Here is a 23,907-nt window from a genome sequence, read left to right as displayed (position 1 = left end):
TCTTCCAGATGTTGTAGATCGGCGGCGCGAACTCCGTGGCGTGGTCAGCAAAGGCGCGCTCTGATTTCCCAAGTTTTGGCAATTCTGCCATTTCTTGGGTTATCTCCCGCACGGCTTCTTCGGTCAGCGCTTCGCGTTCAGATATTGCTGCGCTGGTCTCGCACGCCGTTCGTGTCTTCGACGGCGAAGGACTCGCCGGTCTTGCGGATGCACAGCGGCAAGGTGTAGGCCATCACTTCCGGTATTGACCACGAAGCCTTGTTCGTGGTGCGCGACTTCTGGCAAGTGCGGCCGTTCGTCCCGACGCTCGAGATTGCAGAAGCAAAATTCTTCCCCTTAGGTGCGCTCCCCGCCGGCACTATTCCGTCCGTGGCGAATAGGATCGGCGAAGTGCTGCGAGGCGATTGCCCGTCGCCCTACTGGTAAGACCGCCAAAGGCGCTATGACGGCATTTAGTGCCAGCGCCTTAAGCCATTTATCTCTGGTCTAATGGACGGGGGCGTCGAATTAACCATTGGCGATAAGCCGAACGTGAGCTGAGAAGAGGTCGAGAAAATAGCGTTGGCGTTGCCAATCGTCGGCTCGCGCCAGTATGCTCAGACACATCCAATGAAGCTGTTGTAGCGAAGGAGGATGAGCCATGGCGAACACTACCGAAAGAGAAACGCTTGCCATTTCCGGAGCCGCAGTCGGGGCAGCAGTTGGTGCCTTTGTTGGTTCAATATTCGGCGTGATCGGAAGCGCAGTGGGCGCATTCTTGGGAGCCACGATTGGCGCCGCCGCCCGACTCGCGAAACACGCCTGATGAAACGCCGCGTCGCCACGCATTCGTTCCGTGTGGTGCGCGACAAGTTGATGGCGAGCTGCGATGCGCATTAGCATCGATCAAATTTTATCGCGCGCGGTGCTTCAGGCTGGAGCATTGCAAACATGGCAATGTGTCTCGCTCGGTCTAGGAGCGCTGACAATCGCCAGCACCTGCTTGCTTGTGTACTTGGCAATCAGACTTTCTAGCGCGAAAAGCCTACGTCGTACAGAGGCTGATCGGTTCACCTCTCGGATCGAGAATATCGTGGCTCGACTGAAGCCGATCACAGATCTCGACTCAGAGATTGAGCGTCTTGATGGCGAAATAAAGCGTCGAGAGTCGGAAATCGAATCGCTGCGCTCATCGTATCTCGACCGACGCGCAGTTTACGATCAGCTAGTTCAGCAGGCGCCATTTTCGACGAGAAATTAGCGTTTGCGGAGATGGGCATATACGAGCCGCACTTCGACTACACGGACAGCGAGGATTACAAGAAAGCCATATCGGCGAACCGTGAAGAGCAAAAGCTCATGGTGTCTGCCAAGATTGCTGTAACTTGCGCTACTACGTGGGCTGTGGACGGCAGCGCATCAAAAGGTCAAACGATGACCAATCGAAACATCCGCCTCACGCTGCGCGCTTTCAACAATGAGTGCGACGCGGCAATTGCGAACGCCCGGTGGAACAATGTCAATGCGATGGAAAAGCGAATACTGAACGCTCAAACCAAAATCGATAATTTAAACGCCTCAAATGCAATCTCCATCAGTCCTGAATATGCTCGACTCAAGCTGCAGGAGTTGTATCTAACTCACGAGCGTCGCGAGAAACTAAAGGCAGAGCGCGAGGAGCGCGCCGAAGCAGCGAGATTGGCGCGCGAAGAGCAGAAATTGCTCAACGACGTCGAAGACGCAGAAGAGGAAGAAGCACGCTACAAAAAGCTTCTCGAAAAGGCCAAGGCTGAGGCTAGGAGCATTGTTGGAACGCAACTAGACGCGTTCCACGATCAAATTGCGATGCTCGAGCGGGATCTCGCTGAGGCGCATGCTCGGGTGGTTCGGGCTCAAGCAATGGCCGAAAAAACGCGCTCCGGTTATGTTTACATCATCTCCAACATAGGATCGTTCGGAGAGGACGTCATAAAAATCGGCCTGACGCGGCGTCTTGATCCCGCCGACCGAATTCGTGAACTTGGCGACGCCAGTGTCCCGTTCGTTTTTGACGTCCACGCAATCATTTATAGTGACGACGCGCCGTCTCTTGAAAGATCACTGCATGCCGAATTTGAACCGTCACGCGTTAACGTCCGAAACTATCGGAAGGAGTTCTTCCGAGCCAAATTGGAGGACGTTGAGTCGGCCGTGAGGAAGCTTGCGCCGGAAGCATCGTTCTTCATAGACATTGAAGCACAAGACTACAGAGAAACGCTGGCGAAACGTAGCGCGACGCTTCTCGCGCTGGCGGAGCAATCTCATAATTCATTTCCCGATGCAATTTGAACAACTATCCCTGCGTGGAGCCCCGCCGCTCATCACGCGCTCCCCGCCACGCTGGCCTCGATTTCATCGATGCGCTTCACAAGCCGTTCCGCGAGACTGTCGGCGAGCGCGCCCAAGTCCTTGCCGGCGAACTCAGGACATGCGCCCAAGCCGTCGATCAGCTCTTGCTTGAACCACGTCACTGCGCCGGCGCGAACGTCGCTCGATTTGCCAGCGGCGAACAGCGCAACCGTGTCGATTGTGCGTTTGACCTTGGCCTCGATGCCATCAAGGCCGAGCAGAGCGGCGACGGGATCGCTCATCGATTTCCCCGCCTCTGCGCATCGCTGAGAATGCCGGGGATCTGCTTGCTGTAATCCTTGAGCATACTCTGCACCGTGAGAACGACGCCCTGCGGCGTGACTTGCTGTTGAACGTCGATTCCCGGCGCAAAGTTTTGAATGATGACTTTCTGCTCGTTACCCCGCATCGCGACCGGGATAGAGCGGCCATCCGGCAACGGAACAAAGGCTTCCGGCTGGCGGCCCTCGCCGAACATAGCGAGTTGAGGCGAGTCAGCGACGCCGCCAGCTGCATACCGGCGCAAAGGCAGCGGGCCAGCACTCGTCATGATGCCGCCATCGGCGAAATGGAACGGCGAGTTGGAGAAAAGTGCCCCCCCGCTGAAATAGCCTGTAGATTTTCCACCTCCGAAGATGCCCCCGAGCGCACTGGCGCCGCCCTTAATGAGGCCGCCAAGCAAGCCATCGCCCTTATCCTTGCCGCCGAAAAGGCTGTCTGACAGAGTTCGCGAGGCAATATCCATCAATTTGCGATCAATGAGATCGAGCGTCGACTTGAAGTTGATCCCTTCTTTGTTGGTCAAATTTAGATCGCTGACGACGGACGAAAAAACGTCGCGCGCGATGTCCCCGACCTCCCGCATTTTATCGCGCCAGGCTTCCGCCTCTTTGGTTGCTGCCTTCTGCGCGCTCTCCGCAGCCTCAAGCTGCGTCACCAACGCCGCTACTTCGTCTTTTTGTTGCTGCGTCGCGCCGACGCCGATACGCCGCTGCTCATTCTCGATTTTGATCTTGAGCGCGATCTTGTCGTGCTCTGCGCCCTCGGCAGCGACAGACGCCAGAGCGATCTTGCCCTGAAGATCGGTTTCGATGTCCGTGAATTTATCCGCGGCGCGCTGTTCCGGCGACTTGCCGCTGCTCCGGCGATTTGCCGCCTTAGCGGCCTCCGCCCGCGCAACGAAGCGCCCTCTGGACGCGCCGGCCGCCTCCGGCTGGACGATCCCGGCGTCACTCAGCGGGATAAGCCGACCTTTGAAAGGCGTCTCGCCGGTAACAAGCTCGCGGACCGTATCGATCGGATGCAGAAATCCGCGCATGATGGCTTGCAGATTTTCCGACTCCGAAACCGCTTGCGCGATCGAGCCAACGATTTCATACCAGCCGAGTTTGATCGACGTGACCGGGTCGCCCAAGTCCTGAAACGCCTTCAAGAGCTTGTCGCTGGCGATTGCCGCCGCCCGATCAATTTGCAGCTGCGCTTCATGCGCGGCGCGCGCGGCCTGGTCGAGATGGTCGCCAGTGCGCCCCGTCGCCTCGGCAAGCTTGCCCATGGACGCCGCGCCGCTTTCGATCGCGTCAAACAGTTTCCGGCCGGCATCATCGCCAAACAGCGACTGCGCCAGATTGAGCCCTTCGGCGCGCGGAAGATCACGAATCTTGCGCTCGATAATGTCAATGAATTCGCCGGCCGTCCTCGCCCTATCGGCGACCTTCAAAAAGCCGGCGTCAATGTGTTCCAGCGCGCTTTTGACCGCGCCCTCGTTCCGCGCGAACTGTTCGAACTGTTGCGAAGCGTTGGCGAAAGCGCCGACAGCGCTCTTTTCATCCAGCCCGACCCCGGCGCCGACGATCTTCGCGCCTTGGATTTGCTCTGCCGAAAGCCCTGACAGTTTTGCCGTCTCGCCGATCTTGGCGAGCGCCGATTCCGCTTTGAGCGCCGCAACCTCAATCCCGGCGACGGCCGCAGTCAATTGGACGGCAATGCCAATAGGCGAAGTGAGCGCACGCACCGCGCCAGCGCCAAACGATCGCAGCGCTGCGCCCGCGCCGGCCCCACTGGAGCCGAAAATATCAGCGACTTGCGAGCCTTGCTGAAACAGCACCGTCAACGGCGACTGACCACCCGCGAGCGAAACGCCGATATCCTGAAACTGGCGGGAAAGATTGACCCACTCATGACGCGCCAGTCCGGCCGCCTTGGCGTTGTCGTTTACTGCGCCGGTCAGCCGCCGGTGCCGCTCCGCCGCAAGATCAAGCACCCGCTGCGCGTCGGCTTGCGTGCGCACGCCGGCCGCGACTGCATTATTCGCCGCGACATAGGTGCGCGCGAATTGCGCCGCCGAGCGCGCGGAAACATCCAAGCCCTTTTCAAGCCGATCGAACGAGCGCGCCGCTTCCTTCGCCTCGCGCGAGAGACCCTGCATCGCTTCGTCGCCAGTTTTGCCGATCTGGCGCAGCGCGGCTTGGATTTTTTCGTCGCCCTCGACGCCGAGGCGCAGTGTGACGGCTGATTTGCCGGCCATGTGCGGTCCTTTCGCTAGTTAATCACGCGGCGGTCGAAGCGTCCGGGCGGCGCAAGATGCGCAACTTGCCGGAGCGCTCGGCCATGGCGAAGGCGACGAATGCAGCCTCAGAGAGAAACTCTTGCTGAAGGTCTGCGCGCCGTTGAAACTCTGCGACGAGTTGCTCTCGCGTCGTCGCGTAGGCTGGGATACTCATCGCGCCAGCGGCCACGTGTTCCTTGCCATCGGCGACGCGCGCGGTGTGACGTCCTTGTGTATAACTTTCGCTGAACGCCCACTGCACCTCAGACGGCAATCGTTCGAAGCCTTGCGGGTGGCCATCGCCGAGTAGTCCGGCGCGCGCGCCGGCTCTCCGCGCTTGCTCTTCGGAGCCGGCCAGCCTTTCGGCCGCGGCGACTGCGTTTCCATCGATTGTCGTCATCGTTTTTTCCTCTGTTAGAAATGGGCGCGCCGACGAAAGGATCTGGTCGACGCGCCCCACCGTCGGCGGGCGCTGAAACCGCCGCCGGAATTCACTCAGCCGCCATCAGGTGCTCGGCGACGCCCTCGCGCAGTGTCCTGGCCTTCTCACGAAGCGGCGCGATGATGAGCTGATCGGCGGCGACGGGCGCGGGTAACATCGCGGGGTCCTTGCCGGACCGTCCGCCAATTTTGAAATTATCAAGAGCGTATAGCCTGATGACGCTCTCGACAGACGCGAGCGCCTGCTCGTTCATTCCCCGGCGGACTAGTGTCGTCGCTTCGAAGAGCCTGGGAGCGGCGGCATAAAGGGCGTTGCCGAGAATCGCCTGCGCCACATCTTCCGGCCTCGCCGGCTGCGGCATAATGTGTCCCTCGAAAACCTTGGTGGCGCCGGTCTCAGCCGGGATCGCCTCGACGAGCGCCGCGAAGGCCGCGGCAAGATGTGCGACCGGGGTCTCAAGCGTCTTTGCAGCCTGCTCGATTGCTGAGGCCGCGCGCTCGTGTTCGGCGGCCAGGCGTTCGCGCTCGGCCTTGTCCCGCGCGCGCTCGATGCGATTTTCGAGCTCGAATTGTGCGAGACCAAGCCGCTCACTGCGAAGTTTCGCGAGGTCGCACTGCCGATCGAGTGCGAGTATGTCATCCTCGGTCGCGCTCGAAAGCAGCATTTGCCCGCGCGTTCGATCATGAGCTTCAATCGTAGCATCAAGCTCGCGCCGTTCGGCGATAAGCTTGGCGAGCGCGGCTGTCATTTCGTCGATTTGTTTTCGAACGTCGCCGGCCTTTTTTGGCGGCGACAAAAAGCTCATGATACTCATTTGGCCCTCATTCAGCGTCGACATCATCATCCGCGATTTGCTCGTGCCCCAAAAGGGAAGAACTCGGTAAAACGCGGCAATTTGCGGAAGCGATATGTCTGCGCACTGCGGCAAGGTCGAAAAGCACCCGGCCGCCGATTTGAACGCGCGCACCGGCCGCAACACCTATTTGGCGAGCGGTTTTTTCAGAGCTGCGGAGCTTTTCGGCGAGCCTCCCGACGGTGATGTGTTCGGTCGTCAGAATATCGACCGCGACACTGTCTGACGCCGCTTGTGGGGCCGGGCCTTCGAGCGTGAGCAACCACGCGGCTTCTTCGGCTAGTCGCGTTTGCTCGGCAGCAAGCTCACGCTGAAGTCGTGTTATCTCAGCAAGGCGTCTGGCGGCGTTCATGGGCTCCCTCAGCGGCGAGAGGCTTTGCGGGCGCGAGCGCGGGCTGCGACGGCGGCTGAATTTTGCATGGGGTCGTCCGCCGTCAGCGCCGTGAGCGCGTCGCGGATTTCCTGCTCGACTAAAGCCCGAACCTCTTTCGGGCTCGATAAAAGGGCGACGCGAGGGGCGACTTTCGACGGGAGCGCGAGCAACTTCGTGCGTAACGTCGAAAGTTCCGCGCCAAATTGACGGCCAACGTCTTCGATTTCGACGACTAGACCGCTCTCGCGGTCGTATTCCAGCTCGCGAAGCAGCGCGAGATAACTTTGCTTGTGGCGCTTCGCCTCGTCTTCTGTTTCGAAAACGCAGCCTTCCCGGAAGACGATCCGCTCCGCAGCCTGTTCTGGGGTTTCGTTTTCGAGAAGTGCGCCGCGGACACTTGAAACGGGCGGGGCGTCCGGGCCAGCGCTCGCTCGCCAAGCGGTGCCGAGATAGGCCTCCGAAATTCTTCCGTTCGGTAGCGTCGGCAGATAACCGGCCCGGACCCGGCGGCGAACCAGAGCTTCACTGCAGCCCTCTGCTCGCGCGAATTGACGAAAACTAAGACCATCCGGCGCTGCTTTAGTGCTCATTTTTCGACTCGCCTTTCATCTCCGCGAACACGTTTTTGACCCTTGCACCTACAGACGTTTCGAGCCCCCGCCTTACCCGTATCGGCCGAGTCGCCGGGAGGACCCGCGAGGGGGGTATGGCCGTCGCCAGTCATGCCTGCGCCCTCATGCATGCCAGCCTCCAATGCCGTCCCATCGACCATTGATGATTCCTGAGCGCCGCCCTTCGTTCGAAGGATCGCGGGCGCAAACCTCATCGCCAGTCGCATGCATCATGTCGTCGCCGCCGATGTCGAAGAGCGCGACACCGATCTCGCGGACGGCGAAAAGCATTGATCCCTCAAACGGGTCGTGCGCGATATTGATAAAGGCACGTGCGCGGCGAGTTCGAATTGGCTGCGCAGCGAGGTCGGCCGCCCTGACTCGCCTCAGCGCTGGCGGGCCGCTCTCGACGCGCGGTCTCAGCCTGTAGGCGACCAGCTCGGTGAGTAGCCTATCCAGCGCGTCGGCGAGTTCGGCTGGCGTTGCGTCTATGACGGCAAGGGCGCTCATGCCCGCCCCCATGCCGGCGCACACTCGACGCAGCGCCAGACTTCGCGGCCGTCGTCGCCGGGCCAAGCGAATGTCGCGAGATGGCCGCAGCGGCAGAAACGGTCAGTCGAATGGCTGCGGGCTGCTTCGGCATTGCGCCGATCGGCTTCGCGCTGAAGGGGGGCGGGGTCATATACAACCGCAGATTTGCGGTTGGCGGTCTCGGCGCGCGGCGAAATTTTTTCGGAATCGCTCCTTTGCCTTACTGACAAAACTGACGAAACCTTGCCGGCTTCTATCGCCTCGACGCTCAGAGAATTTTCGGATTCGCCAGTTCCCCGAACTGACAAAACTGACGAAACTTGCAGAGAGGGGGTTTTGTCAGTTTCGTCAGTAGGGGAAATGACCGTTTGCGATTTTTTTTCCTCTTCGCGAGCGAGGGCGAGCCAACGTCCCATGTCTAGCCCTCCCGGCTCAGTTTGGGGTTCCATTCATAGACAACAGACGGTCGCCCGCCCGCATCGGTGCTCGGAATGGTTGCGCCCCGGACATGATGCGCCTCGACTAGAAGGTCCATCGCGGCGGATACGGCGTCCTTGTCGGAAAGGCCGGCCCATGCCTTCCTTTGCACATCGCGGGCAGTGAACTTGGCGGCCAACTGGCCGCGCCGATCGCATATGAGCCTTGCGCCATTCTCGGCGATGATTGTTCCGGCGCCGTAGAGCCGCGCGGCATGGGAGCGCAGATAGTCCGCCCAATCCAGCGCCCTGCCCGTCGCAATCACGCCGACGCTCTCCCTGCCACCGTCGATCAGTTCAAACAGCAGCGCCAGCGCGGCCATCGTCTTCGGCATTTTCAAAAGATGGCTTTCGAGCGCGCTTGGCATATTTCCAGAACGCGCCGCGCTCTGTAGGTCAGTCATCCATTGACGGAAAAGCTCTTGCGCTTCCTTCGAGAATGAGAAGACAGCCGGCGCTTCGAGATTGCGCGCGAATATCTGCACCGACTCGAAAGCGGCGTCGAAGCTCATGCACGCGCGCGCGTTCGGACGGCGGTCTATCCAAGTCCAATCGCGCTGATCGTCTGGCCACACGGCGAGCTGGAAACGCTGCAATAGTCCATCATCTCTTGCGCCCGTCATGGCGCCGCAGACCAGAGGCGCAACGCGAGACGGTTGCGCGCCGCCTATGATTGAGACGGTTGCGCGCTCGATATGAACGGTTCCGCGTCCAATGCGGTCGTATGTGAATGCGCCGTCGCCGTTGTAGGCTTCTAGGTAGAAGGCGCGCTCGCTTTGATATTCGTCGGCGTCCATCCGAGAGAGAAAGCCGGCAAGTTCATCGCGAATAAGCAAAAGTCCGTGGCGGTTTTCATTAAGCAGCTCGCCGAGCTTTTCTACAGTCGCGTCGTTGACGATCATGCGCGGGCAAGGACTGTCGCCTTCGTCAGGCTCCATATGTTCGGCGATGAGACGCCGCGCGCGCTCAGCGTCGCCGGCTTTCATCGCCTTGGCGGCTTCCTTCGCGGCGTCTTTTGCACCTATTCCTTGGAGTTGCGCGTCGATCTCGCGATCGCGCTTCGCGATCTCCCAATCCTTTCGAAGGCGGTCTTGCATCGCGAAGACAGGCGCGAGCGCGGAACGCATCGCTGGCGACTTCATCGCCGATGGCCGACCAATCATGACGCCCCAAATATTCGGCGTCACTTCCCAATCGTCCAAGCTCTTGGGCTTTATCCGCAAGTCATTTCCGACGACTGCGGCAATGCCGCACAAGCTCGCCACTGCGGCGAAGTCAGGCGGCGACTGCTGTCGGTCTGATACGTCGAGCACATAGTCCCGCATGGCGGCGGGCAGCAGCTCGGCGTCGAACGGCGCGACGGGCGGAAGCTTACTTTCGATCTTCTTCGGCGTGGGCCAGGGCGCGCTCGCGATGTGGATCTGACCACATACGCTAGACGTATCTCTCGCCGCAGCCCGTTCTGGTCGCGATGATGATGAGACGCTTTCGCGGTATTCCCGCGCCACCTGCCCGAAGTCTTCTGAATTTGGAACGAGCGGCGCGCTCATTTGGCGTCTCCTGTCTGGAGCGATCTGAAATTCGAGACGATCTCGCGCCCGACGAGGCGCAGCTGATCGATGTGAATGGCCGCCAGCGCATCGTTTCTGCGCCAGAGCGCTTCGCGCGCGCTGATCGAAAGGCTTTCGAAGTCTTGGAGAAGCTCGATCAGGTATCCTCTGACCAGTTCTTCTCGCAGATCGTCATGCTTGCGATTCTGGTCGATCGTTAAAGGCGCATTCATCGTGCGCCCTCCTCGACAATCGCATCGAGCGCAGCGCCCAAAATCCCGGCGGGACGGCCCGCGCCGTCGCTCGTCAGAGCAGCCCTGATTGCCGCTTCAGGCGTTCCGAATTGCAGCGCCAAAGAGAGACACACAGCCGCGTCGCGAGCATCGTCCGCGGCGTCGTTTGATCGCTTTGCAGCGTCGATAAAAAGCTCTGCGAGCCTTCCATCGGGGAAGCGGGAAAACGTGGCAGAATAGGCGGAGCCGCGAAAATCAAAGCCGATGGTTTCGCCCGCGCGGCGGTGGGGGAGCGTCTCGCGTTTCATTGAAACGCCTCCCCGAGGAAGGCCAGCAACGACTCGATGTTGTCGCCCCTGGCACCGCTGGCGTAGTCTCGCCAGCGACCTGTTAGTCGATTGATGCGGAGCTGCGGCCATCGGCGAACGAGCGTCGCCTTTGGCGGGAGTGATTTCCCTTGATTTTCGGGAGCGGATTTGGTTTTCTCAGAAGCGATCGCCTTGCCAGACTGATCACTATTCCGAGCCCGGACGCCGCCCGCGTCCGGGTTCTTTGCTGTGTGGGCCATGCGTCACGCGGCCTCCCCGTTCAGATGACGGGAGCCGGGCACATAGGCTTTCGCCAAGGGACCAGAGATGCGAGTCGAGCGGCCGTGCTTCTCAACCTTCAAAACGCCGGCCTTGATATCTGCGTAGACCGTCGTGGTGCCGCAGAGCTTCAAAGCGCAGACTTCTTTGATTGTCACATAGCCGTAGTCGAGACGCTCGGCGAGCGTGACGCTCGCGACATTCTCAACGAATGACATGGTGTAATTTCTCCGTCGTTTCCGCGAATGATGGCGGGCGACGGGAAAACTATGCGCACCTTTCAAATGTCAGAAAATGTTTCTGGTCAAAAAATGTCAGAAACTATTTTTTGACACTCTGGATTTCCTCTAGGATTTGCTTTCGCGCCGCTTCGCAGGTGCCACGCCTGACGCCATACTTTGCCTCCATCTCAACGCCCTTTGCGTTTTCGAGGTCATAACCTCCGGCAACGTCCCGCCTCATTTTATCCATGACGAGGCGTCTTTTCTCCGGGGGCCGTCCACGCTGCTGCTTCGTCTCTCCGCCCGCCGCGGCCTTTTCCTTCCGCCAGTTTTTCAGAACGTCAGCGACGCGGAGGCGCACATGAAAATAAGCATGGTCGCTTGAGCGAAAAACGCCGTCTCCCCGCGCGCTGGCGTAAACGACATCGTCTCTCATAAGTGATAGGTCAGACCATTCGATGGTCGCGATAACTTTTCGCGAAACCCCAGGCGCATCGAAGCCCGTCGCTGTGATCGTTTCGTTTCGAAGCTCACCCCAAAGCTCTTTGCGCGCGTCTTCCAGTTGCTGTTCTTCTGGAAGCTCCTGAAGCGACGCGTGCCAATGCAGCTCGAAGCATGGCGCGGGATCGGTCGATTTGAGCCTTACCGTTCTCTTCCGCGCATACGCAGAAACATCGCGAACACGATCCGCCGAGGTTGTCGCGATCCAAACGATTGCCTGAAGTAGCGTCCAATCGGTAGACGCCATTGGGTCGAATTTTCGATCCGAAACGGCGTCAATGACGAAGCCGAGTAGCTCTATTTCTCGACGCGCGTCGATTTCGGACAATTCATTTTGCTGCAGCTTTTTGTTTATTGGCCTCAATAATGCCGAATGGGTGCGCGCTTCTTCATCAAATTTTAGGTAATCGAAGGTGCATATCCTCCAATTTTTTAGGCTCTCGTGTCGCCTTTCATCGAAAGTCTTTTCCGCCCTTTTTTCGGATAGGCGTAAGATCGGCGTCGGAAAGCTAGTCGGCCGGGTCCAAATGTCACTTTCGGGCTTGCCGCTTTCCTTAGCGATCTCGAGTATTTTTTCGTCTATCGGCGGCCTTGTGGGGTTTTTCATTTCGGATCCCCCTGACAATATAAGCCCCATGCCTTCATAAGCGCGCGTCTCTTTTCCAGCGCGTCGCCGCGCCGGTAAGCCTGCTCCGCCTTGTCGCCGATCGCATGGGCAAGCGCGGCTTCGCATACCTCGCGCGGAAAATCGGTCTCGTTTCCTGCCCAATCGCGGAACGCGCTGCGAAAGCCATGCACCGTGGCGTCAAGCACGCCAAGTCGATCCAATACCTTCTGCATCGACACATGAGACAGGGGGCGTCCTCCGCGGGGACTCTCGAAAATCACATTGCAGGTTCGCCGCTCGGAGAGCCTCCGCAAGATCGCAGCGGCCGGCGGCGCGAGGGGGATTCTGTGTGTGCGACCGTTTTTCATCCGGCTCCCCGGCACGATCCACATGCAATCAGTGAGGTCGATTTCTGGCCATGTCGCGCCGAAGACTTCGCCCGAACGTGCGGCGGTCAGGATTGTGAACTCGAGCGCCCTTGCCGCGACCGCATCGTCTTTGCGCAAACGCGCCACAAAGGCCGGCACTTGCGCGTAAGGCATTGCGGCATGGTGACCTTTCTCGACCGCCGGCCGCTGGGGAAGCAGATGCGAGAGGTGACCGCGCCATCTTGCCGGGTTTTCGCCGGTTCGATGGCCTTGCGCTTTGGCTGCGTCCAATACTGCTTCAATTCGCTGGCGAAGCCGCGATGCTGACTCGGGTGTTTTCGTCCATGGCTCTTTCAAGACGCCGAGCACGACTTCCGTATCGATTTCATCGACGAAGCGGTTGCGGAGCGGGACTATAACTCCCTCTCTAAGAGTGACGCGCCATTGCTCGGCATGCTTGGCGCTGCGCCAGCCCGGAGCCTTAGCCTCTATCAGCTTGTCGGCGATGTCCCCGAACGTCGGACGGGATTTTGATGCCGTCTTTTCCATCCGGCGAGCGTCAATAGGATTTCTTCCCGACCTTAGGATTGCGCGCGCAGTGTCTCGCGCGTCTCGTGCGTCGGCGAGCCCGACCTCAGGAAATGAGCCGAGCCCCATCTCGGGCCGTCGTCCCTGCCATGAGAACCGATAGACCCACGAGCGCGCTAACGCCGTCGAGACGAAGAGGTAAAGCCCGCCACCGTCCAGATGGTTACCGGGAGGCGCAGACCTGACCCTCGCCACCGTCAACTTTCCGCCCACCTTAAATGGTCCCCCGATTGGTCCCCCATTGCGTCGCGGATGATAGCGAACAAACGCGAACGGCGGAATAGGTCGGCGGAATCAAATACCAAGAAAATGTGGAAGAAACGCATTTCGGCGAAGGTCGGCGAAAGTCACAAGGTTAGACTCTCACTCCGACCAATATTCTCAAAACTTAGGCAGTTTGCACGGCGGCCGATGAAATGGCCCCTGAGACGAGTGCGCTTTGATTTCGCGAGGAGGGAAACTTCCCTCTCACTCCGACCCTTACTCAAACTTCCACAATTCAGTTTTGCGGCGACATTCCCAGAGGGACTTACAATTCGCCATCGCTCCGGGCGAGGCCGACGTCCGACTGTGTCGCGGCCCGGGTCGTCGCCAATCTCCGCGCCGAGAAAGAAAAAGCCCAGCCACGAGGGCTGGGCTTTCCTGGATGCGTCCTGCTCGAACGATCGATCAGTATTTCGCCAGCACCGGCGCCGAAGAGCCGAAGTGGAAGTGGTAGTTCACGCCAAAGCGGATCGTGTGGAAGCGGGTGCGGTTGTTGACGTTGTTCAACCCCCAGCCGAAGTTGAAGCCGTTGTTGTTGTTGCCACTGAGCTGCGTATAGAGATACTCGGCCTTGACCGACCAGTTCGGCAGCGCGACGAACATATACTCGGCGCCGCCGCCGGCGGTCCAGCCCGTCTGCACCGTGCTGTTCTGGTTCCACCAGCCGTTGCGTTGCACCTCGCCATAAGCGAATCCGCCTGTGCCATAGACCAGCAGTTGCGGGCTCAGCAGATTGACGCCGACGCGACCACGCACCGTGCCGAACCAGTTCAGAGTCGCGGTGGTTACCGGAGGGAGGCCAAAGAGCCAGTTGAAGCTGTTGCCGCCGGCGCCAGAGCCGATGCTGGTGCCCTGGAAATCGGTCTCAATGCCGACGACGAACATCGGCGTGATCTGGTAGTTGTAGCCGATTTGACCACCGCCGACGACGCCCGCCCGGCTACCGCCGTGATTGTTAAAGCCCACGCCCCAGGCGTTGGATGAATTTCGGTCGTAAAAGCCGACACCGAAGTTGAGACCGGCATAGAAGCCCGTCCAGGTCATGATCGGCGGCGGGGGCGGCGGCGGCGCTTTATAGGACGGAAGGTCGGCGGCAATGGCCGACCCTGCCATCAACGTGAGGGCCAAAGCGGCAAAAGTTGCCTTTTTCATTATACCTTCTCCTAAAGGTTAAGACGCCTTGGTCCGAATCCTGTGCGCCTCAGACGATAGGAGGTAAGGAAAGCGCAAACCCTTGCACAGTCAAAGCAATTAACAGGCTATTCGGCTCTTCCCATACGCTTTCCGCGCGACTGTGGCGGGGGCGCCACAGCGCAGAGGTCCGCAAAAACGCCCCGCGGTTGCATCGTCGGTCGGAGTCTCTTTAGGCCGTGGCCCAAAATGGGACGCCTGGTGAGCCGGCTTTCATCACCATGACAGCGCCGTCCCCGCCCTGGCCGCCCGGCCGCTGAGCGTCGGAGAGCGGGGCGCGGGTCGAGCCAAAGTCCGGCCCGCGCCGATTCGATCGCTGATTAGAAGAAAAGTCCCAAACTGCCGCCCGCTAGCGCGCCCACAACGGCTGCAGCGATGGTGTTAGGAATGCCGCCGAGAGCTGCATAGGCGAGACCACCCAAAATGACCGCGCCGACGCCGGCGAAAATGTAAGTGTTGGGCGTGATTTCCCACTCCTTTTCCCCAGATGGCCTTTGATCAGTCATAGCGGATCCTCCATTTTTGCGAGTCGCCCTCAGCCAGGGCCGCTTGCTGCGCTCGCTCAGTTTTGGATGAGGCGTCATTTGGCTCCCCGACCCGACGCGTCAATGGCCGCCGCACACATTGCCGATATAAAAGCCGCCGGTCGTGACGGAGGAGATTGCTTCGGCGAGACTCGCACCGATCGGAAATGATCGACAGAAGGCCGGCGCAGCCGCTCACGCCGCCCCGACCTTTGACGCGTCAGTGTCCGTCGTTGGAAAAGTGCTGATAGTCGATGCTTCTTTTCCAATGTCCGCCCCAGCGCCAGCCCTGTCGCGCGAAGGCCCTGGTGACGACATCGCCGTCGACAATGATCCCGACGATATCTCTCCTGCGCTCGGAGGGCTCGTCATAAGCGCGCCCGGCTTCAGGCTCGGTTAGGTTTCCTTCCCGGTAGGGATTTTGAACGGGATTGATGTCCACGGCCATTCCATAGGCGTGTCGCGACATCGCGCCACGATCGGTCGTTCGGCAATTGAAGGCGCTCGTATTATTCGCCGCCATCGATCGCGTGTCATCGCCGCCGAATTCATCGATCAGGGACATTCGATAGATTCGAAATTTCCCGCTGTCGTAGATTTCCTCAAAGGCCGCTGCGACCGCTCTTGCGACGCTCTTTGCAACAATCAGAGCGCCCGTCTGCGCGTTACCGTCGAAGTCGAGGTAAGGCACCCTCAAGAGAACAAGCGCGTTGCGTCCCGGACATGGAAGCTCCGCGCGCCACGACCTTCCCTGCATGTAAGCCCATACTGCGTCGGGGATGGGTTCAGCCGTGACCTTCGCGCCCCGCGCATGTGCGACTGCGCTCGCGAGAAGCAAAAACAGCAGCACAACCGCTCGGATGGCGCGTGAGAAGAGGATCTTCAAAATCATTCGCTCACCAATCCGGAACGCCTTTTGTAAAGAAACTTGTTTGGCGGCGCTTAGCGCGGCTTCATTCACCCAACCTTTTCGGAGCGCTCTCAACGGCCGTTGATCATAGAGACGGCGCTACTGTTGAATTGGCATATTCCGATGCACGCCATCGTAAGAAAGGCGGCGCCCCGATCGCCAGCGCCGCGATGCACACAAATTCGCCGACTCCATCCGCGATCACCATGTCGCCGATGGTGAGTATCGTGAGTCCCTTGCATATTTCCGAGACGGCAAAAATGCCGTTTGCCCTAGCCATGCAGACCAACTTGCCGAGCGGACGGTCCGTCCGAGCAGCAATTGCGCTCGCCGAAAAGAGGGCGATCTCTTTTTTTCCGGGCGACAGCCCGACAGATGATTGCGCCCGTGGAAAGCCCATGCCTAGCCTTCATAGCTGGAGGAGTTGTTCCTCTACCTTGAATTGGGAACGCCAATATGGCCGACATGCGGCCCCGCCTAGGCGCAAGGCGTGATGGAACGACGAGCGCTCCCGGTCTCTGCCGCACAAAAGCCGCTCAGCGCGGCGTTGGACTGGCGGCGACGCGAGTTCTAAAGCGTCCAATAAAACGCCCCGACTGAAGCGTTGCAGCGGGGCGTTTCTTGCTCAACGAATTGGCGTGTTTCTCAGCACACCCATAGCCAGTTGCCGAGGTAATCGTTCCATTGCCAGCACACGCCAGGGTTAAGAGGCCGCCAGGGCGTGCTCCAATCCCTCTTCTGATAGCGCCAGAGCGCGCCATAGGACTGGACGCTGCCATCATTTGATTACGATCGCTGCGCTTCAGCCAACGGCGCGAAAGCCAAAGTCGCCCCGATGATCAATGGCGCGAGCTTGCGCATTTTTTCCTTCAGATGAATTGGCAGTTAGCCAGTTCAACTGGGACAGGCGCAAGATCATTCAACCCATCGGCGAACGCTACGTAGTCAAACGTATCCAACGCAGCTTATACTTCTATCCTAAGCTGGCGCGGTCGAGGCGATCGCCAAGCTTAATGTTTTGCAAGACGCTCTATGGCGTTGATAAACGCGTCCGGCGAAGCGGCAATGCGTCGAACGATCTGCATCGGCAGTTGGACGAGCATCCGAACGGTCGAGGCGGTGGCGACGACTTTCGACGCGGAAACGAGACGCTGCATTCGGCTCTCCATACTTGGTCTGCGCGGCGCCTTTGTGCGGGGAGGCATTCGGCGGCGCTAAGCGAGCGAATCCTGGGTACTGTGAGCGCACACTTTAAGCATGCCAGCGTTTCGGCCAGGTTACCGCAATGTTGCTGGTCGTTTCGGGCTTGGGGCGAATGTGTGCGGCGGACCGCCCCGCTTCAGTTATTTGCGAGAATATCCGTCCGTAATCGGTTCGCGACGATATCGACCGCCGCCGCGACCGCCGGCGACATCGGCGCGCAGATATCGAATGTCCCGCCTTCGATCGCATAGACGACGCAGCGCGAGGGCAAGGCGCCCAGCGCGCGGGCGAGCTCCAGAGCTTCGGCGAGGCCGAAGCCATGCGTCGATGCGCCAAGAGCCGCTCGCGGAATCGGGCCTGCGCTGGCGTCAAAGCGGCGGATTTCGCCTGGCTCCGCCCCCGAAAAGCAGGCGTCGACAATAAAGGCGGCGTCCGCGCCCTCGAGCCGCGCCAATACGCGCGTCGCCTCGCCCTCCTCCTCGATGATGTCGACGTCGGCCAGCAACGCTCGCAGCGCGCGCGCGACCGCGCGGCCCGCCGCATCGTCGCCGCGATCGGGATTGCCGATACAGAGCACAATGATGCGCGGATCTTCGCGCGCTCTATCCGCCCCGGTCGACATCGAGCCGCAGAAAATGCGTCGCGCAGGAAATGCAGGGGTCGTGATTGCGAATGGTCTGCTCGCAGCGGTGACGCAAAGCGTCGTCCGGCAAATCGAGCCAAGCGTTGGCGAAAATCTTCAGATCCTCTTCGATGCTCGGCTGGTTCTGCGACGTCGGCGGCACGATGCGGGCGTCGGCGATCTTTCCATCGGCGTGAAGCTGATAGCGGTGATAAAGCATGCCGCGCGGCGCCTCGGTCGCCGCATAGCCGGTTCCCGCACGCGGCTCGATTTCGACTGCAGGCCGCTCCGGCTCTTCGTAGTCGTCGATGATGCGCAGCGCCTCGTCGCAGGCGTAAAGAACTTCAACGGCGCGTACAATAATGCTGCGGAAGGGATTGGCGCAGACCGGCCCCATGCCTGCGTCGCGCGCCGCCTCGCGGGCGATCGGCGAGAGCGACGCGGCGTTCAGCGCGTAGCGCGCCAAGGGCCCCGTGAGATAGGCGGCGCGCGCCTTGATATGCGCATGCAGCGCGGTCGAATGTTCGACATGGCTCTCCTCGAAATGTTCGTCATATTCAGCGGCGGCGATGTCGAGCCCGCGGCTTGAGACGATGCGGCCCTGGTTGAAGGGATATTCGCCCTCGCCGCGCAAGGCGACGAATTCATAGTCGCGCTCAACATCCGGAAAATCGAAGCTGGACGTCCATCGCACGGTCGCGAGCGCCAAGTCCCGCGCGCGCTTCAGCTCTTCGGCGAGCGGCTGAAGTTCACGCCGGCGCGGCGCACGATAAAAGCCGCCGACGCGGACATTGATCGGATGAATCTCGCGGCCGCCGAGAAGCGCGATGATCGAATTTCCGGCTCTCTTGAGATCGAGCCCGCGGCGCACAATGTCGGCATGGTCGCGCGCCATTTCGATTGCGCCCGCATAGCCGAGGAAGTCCGGCGCGTGCAACATGTAAATATGGAGCGTGTGGCTCTCGATCCACTCGCCGCAATAGATGAGCCGTCGCAGGTCGCGTAACGGTCCGTCGACGACGACGCCGAGCGCGTTCTCCATCGCGTGAATTGCGCTCATCTGATAGGCGACCGGACAGATGCCGCAGATGCGCGCGGTGATATCCGGCGCTTCGCTATACATGCGGTCGCGCAGGAAGGCTTCGAAGAATCGCGGCGGCTCAAAGATGTTGAGTTCGGCCGACTGCACGACGCCGTCGCGTGCGACGACCTTGAGCGCGCCCTCGCCCTCAACTCGGGCAAGTTGATCGACTTTGATCGTCTTAACGATCATGACGTTCGCTTTCCTTACGGAAGGCGTCGGCATTGGCGTTGAAATTACGATAGACGCGCTTCAGCGCATCCTCATCCATGCCGAGCTTGCCCAGCCACGCCGACAGCGACGGCGCGTTGGGCGTCTCCATCGGGCCGTAGCAGCCATAGCAGCCGCGATTGTAAGAGGGACAGAGCGCGCCGCAGCCCGCATGGGTGACGGGTCCCAGACACGGCGTTCCGTGACCGACCATGACGCAGAGATTGCCGGCGATCTTGCACTCGACGCAGACGCTGTGCGGCGGCGTTTGCGGCTTGCGCCCGGCGAGAAACGCAGAAATCGTTTCGACGAGCTGCCGCGTGCTGATCGGACAGCCGCGCAGTTCGAAATCGACTTTCACGTGATCGGCGATCGCGGTCGAGGTCGCCAGCGTTTGGATATAGTCCGGCCGCGCATAGACGATCGCCGCATATTCGCGCACGTCGGCGAAATTGCGCAGCGCCTGTATGCCGCCTGCGGTGGCGCAGGCGCCAATCGTAATTAAGAACCGCGATTGTTTGCGAACCTCCTGGATCCGCGCCGCGTCATGCGCCGTCGTCACCGAACCTTCGACGAGAGAAAGATCATATGGACCTCCAGCCGACGCGCTCGTCGCCTCGAGGAAGTGCGCGATCTCGATTTCGCCGGCGATCTCCAGCAATTCGTCTTCGCAATCGAGAAGGCTGAGCTGACAGCCGTCGCATGAGGCGAATTTCCAAACGGCGAGCTTTGGTCGAATACGCTTCACGTCAAAGCTCCCGATAGGCGAGAAGACTGCGCACGCGATCATAGCGATGCACCGGTCCGTCCTTGCAGATGAACAGCGGACCGAACTGACAGTGGCCGCAATGGCCGATGGCGCATTTCATATTGCGCTCCATCGAGACGAAGATTCGCGAATCTGCGACGCCCGCGTCTTCGAGCGCGAGCGCCGTCGCCCGGATCATCACTTCCGGTCCGCAGATCATGGCGATGGCGTCCGCCGGATCGAAACGAAGCTTGGACAGCAGAGGCGTCACATAGCCGACGTCCCCGGTCCAATCTGGTCCGGCGCGCTCCACAGCGACGCGCAGCTGGAGATCGGGCGTTCGCCGCCATTCCTCGAGTTCCGCGCCGAAGATAAGATCCTCCGGCGTGCGCGCGCCATAGAGCACGCCCACCCGGCCGTAAGCGGCGCGATGGCGCAGCAGCCAGTAAATTGCGGGCCGAAGCGGCGCGAGGCCAATGCCGCCGCCGATCAGCAGAACATCAAAGCCCTTGGCTTCCTCAACCGGCCAGCCGACCCCGAAGGGACCGCGCAAGCCCACCTGATCGCCAGCCTTCAATCTGCCGAGCGCCGCGCTCACCGGCCCGACGGCGCGGATCGTGTGGGTGAGCCGCTCTGGCGACTGCGAATCCCCGCTGATGCTGATCGGTATTTCGCCGACGCCAAATGCGTAGAGCATATTGAATTGCCCCGGCGCGAAGGGCGTGGCGCACTCGGGGGCGAGGTCGAAGGTGAACACCTCCGCCGATTCGCGGATGAAGCGCGTCACCGGCGTCATCGTCGGCGCCATCGGATAAGGCGGCGGCGCGCAGGCTTTAAGCGTTTGCGGCATCATACATCCCGAGCGCCTGCATGCGCGCCGACTGCAGACGTTTGACGAGCGGCGGAATGAAGCGCTTCATCATTTCATAGCCGACGCGCGGATCCGCCCCGCATTTACCGCGCAGACATTTCCCGTCGAAAGCGATGGCGCGCGTCAGTTCGATGGCGCGCGCGTCGAATGACGACCGATAGGGCGGAATGAGCCAGTCGGCGCCAAGAATTTCTCCGCTCTTGACGGTGAGAAAGGTGAACGCCCCGCGCCCCGGCACGAAAGTCTCCAGCGCCACGGCGCCATGTCGCACGAGATAAAAGGAATCCGCCGCGGCGCCCTCGCGATGCAGATAATCGCCCGGCTGCAGGACGACATTTTTGGCGCATCCGGCGACAAGCGCCAATGTCTCTTCATCGAGCCCCTCTGCGAAGGGATGATGACGCAGCAGATCGGCAATATCCTTCATCGCGAATCCTCGGTGGAGGCGTCGCCGCCGCGGATGGCGCGCACCTCCTCGGTGATGTCGATGCCCACCGGACACCATGTGATGCAGCGCCCGCAGCCCACGCAGCCCGATGAGCCGAACTGGTCGATCCAGGTCGCAAGCTTGTGCGTCATCCACTGCCGGTAGCGCGATTTCGCGCTGGCGCGCACGCTGCCGCCGTGAATGTAGGAAAAATCCATGGTGAAGCAGGAATCCCAGCGTCGCCAGCGTTCCGCGCGCGCTCCGGAAAGATCGGATGTGTCTTCCACCGACGTGCAGAAGCAGGTCGGACAAACCAAGGTGCAATTTGTGCAGCTCAGACAGCGCGTCGCCACCTCGTCCCAGCGCGGATGTTCGAGATTGCTCATCAACAGTTCGTTGAGATCATCCGAACGCATGTTCCGTCCCATCGAGGCTGCGGTGTGTTCAATGACAGCCTCACCGGCTTCGACCTCGCGACTTGACGCGAGCCGATGCGGAACCTGCGCCAGGAGCGCGCGCCCCTCGTCGCTGCCGGTCTCGACGAGAAAGCTGTGCTCGGTCCCGTCGAGAAGCTCGGTCAGGGCGAGGTCAAATCCCTGCTCGACTCGCGGACCCGCGTGCATCGAAACGCAGAAGCAGGTGCCTCCCGCCTTGCCGCAATTGACTGCCACGATCAGCGCGCTTTCGCGCAAGGCCTGGTAGTGCGGGTCAACGTACATGTCGTTGACGAGAACCTTGTCCTGGATCTCGATCGCGCGAATTTCACATGCCCGCACGCCGATAAAAGCGAGACGATCGGTCGGCGGCGCTTCGGGCGTAACGCTGGCGTTCTCGCCAACGCGTTCGGCCGTCCAAAGTCGCAGCTTCGGCGCATGCAGATATTTCTTCCACGAATGCGGCCCGACGGCATAACCAAAGAGCGCATCGTCATCGCGACGGGCCAATCTGTAGCGGCCGCCGTCCTGCTCGTCCGTCACCCCGCGGGGCAGATCGTCGACAGATTCGATATCGTCGTAAACGATCGCCTGATTTTGCACGGTGGGGCCGATGGCGCGATAACCGCCCGCCCGGATCGCCCGCAGCAAGGCTTGCAGGCCCTCGACCGTGATGGTCGCCGCCGCTTCGTCAGCTTTGGCCATTAGCGCTCCTAACCCGGCTTCCTGCCCGCCAATATCAAATCGAACTGCGCCGAATGTTTCGTCAAGTCTAGCCTTTGCTGGCGCCCTTGTGACGCGCGAATGACATTCGGCCGACGTCCCGCATCACGCGCTTGTCGTCTTCCCCGTGACTTCAACCGCCTCACGCGATCCTGGAGCCCGAGTTTACCAGCAGCCGGACGAGCCGGCCCCATTCCCATCTCGCCGGTTGCTCGGTTCTCGTGCTCGAACTATCTTGACCTTCTAATTCGGCCAACAGGCGCGAGTGACAAGCGGGGATGGTCGCCGCAGCGTCATTCGCTCCCGAACCAATGAGGATTGCTCATGTCCAATAGCTCCGACCCGGCCGAACCCAAAGAGCCCCACGTTGCGCCGGAGGAGGAGAGCTGGGCGACGACGATCGAGCATGGCATCGAAGAGATCCGGACCCAGCCGGCCGACGTTCTCTTCCTCGACGTTCTCAAGATCGACCTGCCCTACATCGTCATGCTGTCGATGGCGGTGCTGGGCATCGGCCTCGTCACCTTCACAGGCGGCCCCGTCGATTATTATTGGGAGCTCCTTACGCCAATCTATTGCGCGATCTGCATCTATGTCGGCTGGCGTCATGCGGAAACGACGCATGAACGCACGCGGCTGGTCTGGACTCAAATTCTGCATTGGGCGGCCGTTCTCGCCGCAATGGCCCTGATTTACACCGATGCGATGCTTAAAGTGGTCAATCCAAACGCTGCGGGACTGATGCTGATGGTCATCCTCGCGCTGTCGACCTTCGTCGCGGGAGTCCACGCTGGCGCATGGCAGATTTGCATCGTCGGCGTGATTCTGGCTGTTTCCGCACCCGTCCTGGCCACGATTCAGACCTCGTCGCCTTTCATCGTCGTCGCGACGCTTGGCGTGATTTTCGTCGGCGCAAGCTTGTATTTGACGCTCCACGCGCATCGCCGGAAGATCGGAGAAGCGGAAACTTGATCGAGAAAATTGCGCGCCGAGCCATCTTGGCGCGCAATTTTCTTATCGGGCCGTCTCAGGTCGTCGCCGGCTGCGCCGCCAGCGCGGCGCGGATGGCGTCGTCCTTGGACTTGTCGAAAGACGTCCGCAGCACGACGCCGCCGACTCCTTTGAGTCCCTCGAGAACCTTGTCGGTCGTCATCTTGCGCACGAGCAGGAACAGCGCCGCGCCGCCGGGCGGAACCGCGGCCGCCACGTCCTTCATGAATTGGTCGTCAATGCCGAAGTCGGTCAGCGCGCCCGACACCGCGCCGGCGCCGGCCCCGATCGCGGCGCCTGCGAGCGGCATCATGAAGATCAAACCGATCAGAGCGCCCCAAAAGGCGCCGGAGACTCCGCCAAGCGCCGTGGTGCTGAACAGCTGATTGAGCTTTATCGCGCCATCGGCATTCTTTACGGCGACGACCGCGTCGCCGAGCTCGATCAAATATTCCTTCTGCATGGTGAAGAGCTTCTGCCGAACTTCTTCGGCCTTTTCTTCCGACGGAAATGCAATCACGAGAAGATCGTTCATTGGCCTCTCCTATTCCGCGCGCGGATCTCGCGCGCCGCCATTGACGATCTAGTTCAGCAAGAAAAGCAAGACAATGCGCCGGTGAACGGTTGAGGCGGAATGAATAGACCGAACGAGGGTCGGCGGACGCCGCCTTCGTCGCCTTCACAGCGACGCTGGCGGGCCAACCTTCATTAGTTTTCGCGACGGCGCGACGGCGCGAACTCGCAGCGGGCGCGCTGCGGGACACGACGCGGCGCGGCATAAAGGAAGCACAGCGGCGACAGCGTCGCGGCCAGCAGCAGCATGACGACAACCATAGGAGCTTCTCCCGGTTTATGT

28 protein-coding genes are annotated in these 23,907 nt (G+C 60.6%); 3 read left to right on the top strand and 25 right to left on the bottom strand.

Annotated features, from left to right (window positions below; genetic code table 11):
- The first annotated feature begins 868 nt into the window (after positions 1-868).
- Entirely contained in the window at positions 869-1,240 is a 372-nt protein-coding gene (locus NEI07_RS00615) for a hypothetical protein (RefSeq protein ID WP_256032009.1), read from the top strand.
- Between the two features lie 11 nt (positions 1,241-1,251).
- Positions 1,252-2,307: a DUF4041 domain-containing protein gene (locus tag NEI07_RS00610; RefSeq protein ID WP_256032008.1), complete on the top strand. Its 1,056-nt coding sequence runs from the start codon at positions 1,252-1,254 to the stop codon at positions 2,305-2,307.
- A 32-nt stretch (positions 2,308-2,339) separates the two neighbouring features.
- On the opposite strand, the gene NEI07_RS00605 is transcribed toward NEI07_RS00610, so the two are convergent.
- From NEI07_RS00605 to NEI07_RS00490, 24 genes are all read right to left on the bottom strand, one after another.
- A complete protein-coding gene (locus NEI07_RS00605; RefSeq protein WP_256032006.1) occupies positions 2,340-2,609 on the bottom strand; it encodes a hypothetical protein in 270 nt (89 codons plus the stop codon).
- Positions 2,606-4,891, bottom strand: coding sequence for a phage tail length tape measure family protein (locus NEI07_RS00600; protein ID WP_256032003.1), 2,286 nt, complete (start codon positions 4,889-4,891; stop codon positions 2,606-2,608). The genes NEI07_RS00605 and NEI07_RS00600 overlap by 4 nt, the downstream gene beginning before the upstream one ends.
- A gap of 22 nt (positions 4,892-4,913) precedes the next feature.
- On the bottom strand, positions 4,914-5,312 hold the full coding sequence (locus NEI07_RS00595; protein ID WP_256032002.1) for a hypothetical protein: 399 nt from the start codon (positions 5,310-5,312) through the stop codon (positions 4,914-4,916).
- Positions 5,313-5,403: 91 nt separating this feature from the next.
- The gene (locus NEI07_RS00590; protein ID WP_256031999.1) at positions 5,404-6,168 is read right to left on the bottom strand and encodes a hypothetical protein; all 765 of its coding nucleotides are present in this window, start codon (positions 6,166-6,168) and stop codon (positions 5,404-5,406) included.
- A gap of 7 nt (positions 6,169-6,175) precedes the next feature.
- Positions 6,176-6,559, bottom strand: coding sequence for a hypothetical protein (locus tag NEI07_RS00585; RefSeq protein ID WP_256031998.1), 384 nt, complete (start codon positions 6,557-6,559; stop codon positions 6,176-6,178).
- An 8-nt stretch (positions 6,560-6,567) separates the two neighbouring features.
- Positions 6,568-7,170, bottom strand: a complete 603-nt coding sequence (locus tag NEI07_RS00580; RefSeq protein ID WP_256031997.1) for a hypothetical protein — start codon at positions 7,168-7,170, stop codon at positions 6,568-6,570.
- Positions 7,171-7,314: 144 nt separating this feature from the next.
- Positions 7,315-7,482, bottom strand: a complete 168-nt coding sequence (locus NEI07_RS00575) for a hypothetical protein (RefSeq protein WP_256031995.1) — start codon at positions 7,480-7,482, stop codon at positions 7,315-7,317.
- Between the two features lie 658 nt (positions 7,483-8,140).
- Complete coding sequence (locus NEI07_RS00570) at positions 8,141-9,748, bottom strand: YfjI family protein (protein WP_256031994.1); 1,608 nt, start codon at positions 9,746-9,748, stop codon at positions 8,141-8,143.
- The gene (locus NEI07_RS00565) at positions 9,745-9,981 is read right to left on the bottom strand and encodes a hypothetical protein (protein ID WP_256031992.1); all 237 of its coding nucleotides are present in this window, start codon (positions 9,979-9,981) and stop codon (positions 9,745-9,747) included. The genes NEI07_RS00570 and NEI07_RS00565 overlap by 4 nt, the downstream gene beginning before the upstream one ends.
- Complete coding sequence (locus NEI07_RS00560) at positions 9,978-10,289, bottom strand: hypothetical protein (protein WP_256031990.1); 312 nt, start codon at positions 10,287-10,289, stop codon at positions 9,978-9,980. The genes NEI07_RS00565 and NEI07_RS00560 overlap by 4 nt, the downstream gene beginning before the upstream one ends.
- Before the next feature lie 263 nt (positions 10,290-10,552).
- Positions 10,553-10,786: a helix-turn-helix domain-containing protein gene (locus NEI07_RS00555; RefSeq protein ID WP_256031987.1), complete on the bottom strand. Its 234-nt coding sequence runs from the start codon at positions 10,784-10,786 to the stop codon at positions 10,553-10,555.
- A 103-nt stretch (positions 10,787-10,889) separates the two neighbouring features.
- Complete coding sequence (locus NEI07_RS00550; RefSeq protein ID WP_256031986.1) at positions 10,890-11,897, bottom strand: hypothetical protein; 1,008 nt, start codon at positions 11,895-11,897, stop codon at positions 10,890-10,892.
- A complete protein-coding gene (locus NEI07_RS00545) occupies positions 11,894-13,048 on the bottom strand; it encodes a tyrosine-type recombinase/integrase (protein WP_328516946.1) in 1,155 nt (384 codons plus the stop codon). The genes NEI07_RS00550 and NEI07_RS00545 overlap by 4 nt, the downstream gene beginning before the upstream one ends.
- A gap of 474 nt (positions 13,049-13,522) precedes the next feature.
- Positions 13,523-14,269: an outer membrane protein gene (locus NEI07_RS00540; RefSeq protein WP_256031982.1), complete on the bottom strand. Its 747-nt coding sequence runs from the start codon at positions 14,267-14,269 to the stop codon at positions 13,523-13,525.
- 359 nt (positions 14,270-14,628) lie between these two features.
- Entirely contained in the window at positions 14,629-14,814 is a 186-nt protein-coding gene (locus tag NEI07_RS00535; protein WP_175095851.1) for a hypothetical protein, read from the bottom strand.
- A 238-nt stretch (positions 14,815-15,052) separates the two neighbouring features.
- Positions 15,053-15,724: a M15 family metallopeptidase gene (locus tag NEI07_RS00530; RefSeq protein WP_256031981.1), complete on the bottom strand. Its 672-nt coding sequence runs from the start codon at positions 15,722-15,724 to the stop codon at positions 15,053-15,055.
- A gap of 103 nt (positions 15,725-15,827) precedes the next feature.
- Positions 15,828-16,142, bottom strand: a complete 315-nt coding sequence (locus NEI07_RS00525) for a hypothetical protein (RefSeq protein ID WP_256031980.1) — start codon at positions 16,140-16,142, stop codon at positions 15,828-15,830.
- 610 nt (positions 16,143-16,752) lie between these two features.
- The gene (locus NEI07_RS00520; protein WP_256031979.1) at positions 16,753-16,899 is read right to left on the bottom strand and encodes a hypothetical protein; all 147 of its coding nucleotides are present in this window, start codon (positions 16,897-16,899) and stop codon (positions 16,753-16,755) included.
- Between the two features lie 182 nt (positions 16,900-17,081).
- On the bottom strand, positions 17,082-17,567 hold the full coding sequence (locus tag NEI07_RS00515) for a hydrogenase maturation protease (protein WP_256031977.1): 486 nt from the start codon (positions 17,565-17,567) through the stop codon (positions 17,082-17,084).
- A complete protein-coding gene (locus tag NEI07_RS00510) occupies positions 17,548-18,840 on the bottom strand; it encodes a Ni/Fe hydrogenase subunit alpha (protein ID WP_256031975.1) in 1,293 nt (430 codons plus the stop codon). The genes NEI07_RS00515 and NEI07_RS00510 overlap by 20 nt, the downstream gene beginning before the upstream one ends.
- Positions 18,830-19,606 (bottom strand): NADH-quinone oxidoreductase subunit B family protein, encoded by a 777-nt coding sequence (locus NEI07_RS00505; protein ID WP_256031974.1) that lies wholly within the window; start codon positions 19,604-19,606, stop codon positions 18,830-18,832. Before NEI07_RS00505 ends, NEI07_RS00510 begins: the two co-directional genes overlap by 11 nt.
- A 1-nt stretch (position 19,607) precedes the next feature.
- Positions 19,608-20,456, bottom strand: a complete 849-nt coding sequence (locus NEI07_RS00500; protein ID WP_256031973.1) for an FAD/NAD(P)-binding protein — start codon at positions 20,454-20,456, stop codon at positions 19,608-19,610.
- On the bottom strand, positions 20,440-20,904 hold the full coding sequence (locus tag NEI07_RS00495) for a cyclic nucleotide-binding domain-containing protein (RefSeq protein ID WP_256031972.1): 465 nt from the start codon (positions 20,902-20,904) through the stop codon (positions 20,440-20,442). Before NEI07_RS00495 ends, NEI07_RS00500 begins: the two co-directional genes overlap by 17 nt.
- Positions 20,901-22,043 carry a 4Fe-4S dicluster domain-containing protein gene (locus NEI07_RS00490; protein ID WP_256031971.1) on the bottom strand — a complete coding sequence of 381 codons (1,143 nt, stop codon included), beginning with the start codon at positions 22,041-22,043 and terminating at the stop codon, positions 20,901-20,903. The genes NEI07_RS00495 and NEI07_RS00490 overlap by 4 nt, the downstream gene beginning before the upstream one ends.
- 342 nt (positions 22,044-22,385) lie before the next feature.
- Here NEI07_RS00490 and NEI07_RS00485 point away from each other — a divergent pair, with 342 nt between their 5' ends.
- A complete protein-coding gene (locus tag NEI07_RS00485; protein WP_256031970.1) occupies positions 22,386-23,033 on the top strand; it encodes a hypothetical protein in 648 nt (215 codons plus the stop codon).
- A gap of 55 nt (positions 23,034-23,088) precedes the next feature.
- On the opposite strand, the gene NEI07_RS00480 is transcribed toward NEI07_RS00485, so the two are convergent.
- Complete coding sequence (locus NEI07_RS00480; RefSeq protein ID WP_256031969.1) at positions 23,089-23,586, bottom strand: DUF1269 domain-containing protein; 498 nt, start codon at positions 23,584-23,586, stop codon at positions 23,089-23,091.
- Positions 23,587-23,907: the final 321 nt, after the last annotated feature.

The sequence above is a fragment of the Methylocystis suflitae genome (genome assembly GCF_024448135.1).
In the GTDB taxonomy this organism is placed as follows: Bacteria; Pseudomonadota; Alphaproteobacteria; order Rhizobiales; family Beijerinckiaceae; genus Methylocystis; species Methylocystis suflitae.
This window is presented reverse-complemented; position numbering and strand designations above follow the sequence as displayed.